The following is a 3,091-nucleotide window of genomic DNA, read 5'->3' on the forward strand; positions in this document are numbered from 1 at the left end:
GGCCTACGCTCTTCGCATTATCGACTCGGTGGTCTACCATGCGCCGATGTTCACTGGCGTATCCGAGACCAATCAGCGTTCGGCATACCGAGCAGATGAACACGAGATAATTAACGCAGCCATCGCTCGCTGGGTCGGCCTAGCTAACAGTGTACTCAACGGTTACACGCCGACAGGTCTCGGCATTGCGTATCGTCCCAAGCGATTTGAACTCAACCTCATAGTCGACGGCGCTGAATACACTGTATCCGAAGCTTCCAAACACTTTGGCATACGATATGAGACGCTTTCTGAGCGACTGAGAACGGGCTGGCCGGTTCTGCAGGCGGTGGGACTCGAACCACGACCATCCTACACCGATGAAGTTGAATTCGCGGTCGAAGGCGTCAGCTATCCCTCTATGGCTGCGGCGGCCAGGGTCTATGGGATAAGCGCCAAGACGCTCGGCCCGCGCGTGCGCAAAGGCTGGACTCCTGAGCAATGCGTTGGTCTCGAGCCGGTTTACGTGAACCGAAATGACGAACGAGCAATCCTCTGGATGTTCGAAAATCATTTCGCATCCGACGCGCGTGCTATGTACGAATACGTGTACAACCGCGGCTGGAATCAAGGCAGCTATGCATGGAGTCTGAAAAAACTATCAGCCCTGTTCATGAGATGGGGTGTATGGCCGTATGTCGACGACCGCATCGTCATGCCGCTGGCAGCAGAACTTTGCATGCTGACAGGTCTGAACGTCGAGTCGCTCAAAGAACTCGAAATCGACAGTTATCACCAGAAGCACCCCCTCACGGGCCAACCGGTCCTTATGTACGTCAAGCCTCGGTCGGCGAGCACAACCCGTCCCGCAGAAAAAGAGCTACATCTTCCTTTGCTCGAAATGCATGAGCATTATCCGGAAGACTCGGTTGTAGAGCGGGTCGAAAAAATCATCGGCTTAACTTTAGCTCTGACGGAGAGGATTCGGGCGGACGCACCACCGGAGATAGCGCGCAAGCTCTTCATTTTTGAAGATGTTGAGCGCTCTAGGCGAGAGGGGCAATGCTCCGTAGTCGCAATCGACCCAAAGGGAAAAACTGCCGTCTGGTACAACCGATTCTGCGCGGACGAAGGCTTGCGCCAGTTTTTGGGTGAAGACTTCAATTTCAATCTCGCGCGCTGCCGCCCCACGCTTGCGACCAACATGGTTCTCGCAGGCGCAACGCTATTCGACATACAAGTGCTGTTGGGACACGCCAGCATTCAGACTACAGCGACGTATCTTGACGAGCGCGGCTTGCAACCCGCCTTCAACCGAACGGTCAGCGAAGCGCTTCAACGAATTGCGAATCGCTCGCGTACCTTCATGAAGGAGCAAGAGACTGAACAGGAATCAGATAACCAAGCAGAGGAGGCGAACCTCTTCCACGAGACGCTTTCCGGATGTGGCTGTAGCAATCCCTACAAGCCCAGCAAGAATGTGCGTACCGTCACGAAGCATCTCAAAGGCACCGTTTGTAAATACTGGAACATGTGCCTGCGCTGTGACCGCGCCGTCGTGACGGAGAAGTCGCTTCCAAAACTCATACTGTATCGGAGTCGGGTTACCGCAGCCCTCGATACAGATTCCCCAGCAATTAGGAGTAGAAAAGAATTATTTAGAGATTCGGTCGCTCTCATTGACGGAATATTGGTAGAAGACGAGATTTTCCCAGCTGCCGTGATTCGACAAGCGGAATATCAAGCCGCGACGTTGAGTGATGTGTTGGTTGACCACCTGATATACCAAGGACTGTAAGCATGAACTCGAATGCTACGCTTCCTAACATAGCGGACATCATTGCGGGTCATGCCGTTTTTCGCGACGACATGCCCGTGTGGGAAGGCTTCTTTGGGGACGAGCAGTGGCCCTTTTTCAAACCCGACTCACCATTCTTCCGCGGAAATCTAACCAGCAGCATTTCTTGGAACGATTTTATTGAGGGTCGAGGCAACACGCATCCGAATTCAATTCCACGCAGCGCCTACGAACTTTGCCTCACCCCAGAGATTGTCAGCGATTTGAAGATTGTCGCGGTCATTTACGGCCAGTTCCCCAAACTCATCAAACACTCGCATGCGACTACAGATGGGAAGCTAGCCCCAATTACAGTCAAAGCTCGCATAGACATTTTGGCAAAGATATTATCTCTCGCCATCCTTCACGCCAAGGAAAGACGCAATCTCGATATAACAAGAATGAGTGATATTTCTCTTTCTTTGCTTAAAGAAGTAGTTCCCACGTACCCGGGCAGGTCGAGCGAGTTGAAAAGAGCACTGAAGTTGCTGTCTGACCCAATGGTACAGAGAAACCTAAGTGCGCCGCTGCAATGGGGACAGCCCGATATAGAGAAATCGTCTATCGCTTGGCAGCCGCCGCCAGAGATAGTAGGTATCCCAACGCTGTCGGATTCGCAGTTCCTCTTCCTTTTGGAGCATTGCAAAGCAGCCATCGCTAATTTCAAAGCAGCAGCCGGTCTGGTTGCACACGATAGCGAATGTCAATCCTTGTCAGGATTGTCAGACTGGTTCAATAAGCCGAATGCAGCTTGCGCAATTGACGCGTACTACAAAAGCGAAAAAACAGACAGCTCCACATTCTTAAAGAAGTTTGGATACACCAGGCGCGAAATTAGAGACCTGATTTGCGATGCGCATACCTCGGCGATGGTTCTCATCCTTTTGCTCACCGGCATGCGACGCTCGGAGATTCAATTTTTGATGCGCAACTGCCTTATCGAGGAGTTTGGTTATTGTTTTTTGCGCTCGAAAGTCGTGAAGCATCGTCCTCGAGACACTCCAATATCCGAAGGATGGCTAGCAATGTAAGCACCCGGGGAAGTCATCTTGACGGAGGCAATCGCTCAAGCGCTCAAGCAGCGGCCGGCGTCCAGCGATGAGGAAGCAGTTGCGCTATGTCGGCGGCACGGTGTGTCGGCAATCGCGTCAACACGTCCTTCAGGTAAGCCAACGGATCGTGTCCGTTCAGTTGTGCAGAGCGGATTAAAGTCATGATCGCGGCCGCTCGTTTTCCGGCACGCAGAGATCCTGCGAACAACCAGTTCGACCTCCC

3 protein-coding genes are annotated in these 3,091 nt (G+C 52.6%); 2 read left to right on the top strand and 1 reads right to left on the bottom strand.

The features are described from left to right. A partial coding sequence (locus tag M3I56_RS40305) for a hypothetical protein (RefSeq protein WP_254358610.1) occupies positions 1–1,777 on the top strand: 1,777 nt, incomplete at its 5' end. A gap of 2 nt (positions 1,778–1,779) precedes the next feature. Continuing rightward, entirely contained in the window at positions 1,780–2,847 is a 1,068-nt protein-coding gene (locus tag M3I56_RS40310; protein ID WP_254358612.1) for a hypothetical protein, read from the top strand. 43 nt (positions 2,848–2,890) lie between these two features. Here the strand turns inward: M3I56_RS40310 and M3I56_RS40315 are convergent. After that, positions 2,891–3,091 (bottom strand): transposase domain-containing protein (locus tag M3I56_RS40315; RefSeq protein ID WP_254352637.1); only part of this gene is annotated, 201 nt, incomplete at its 5' end.

Source organism: Paraburkholderia sp. CNPSo 3281, from assembly GCF_024206515.1.
GTDB classification, from domain to species: Bacteria; Pseudomonadota; Gammaproteobacteria; order Burkholderiales; family Burkholderiaceae; genus Paraburkholderia; species Paraburkholderia nodosa.

Excerpts from the sequence above, each read along its gene's own strand:
- M3I56_RS40310 (WP_254358612.1), top strand. The coding sequence starts at position 1,780 with ATGAACTCGAATGCTACGCTTCCTAACATAGCGGACATCATTGCGGGT.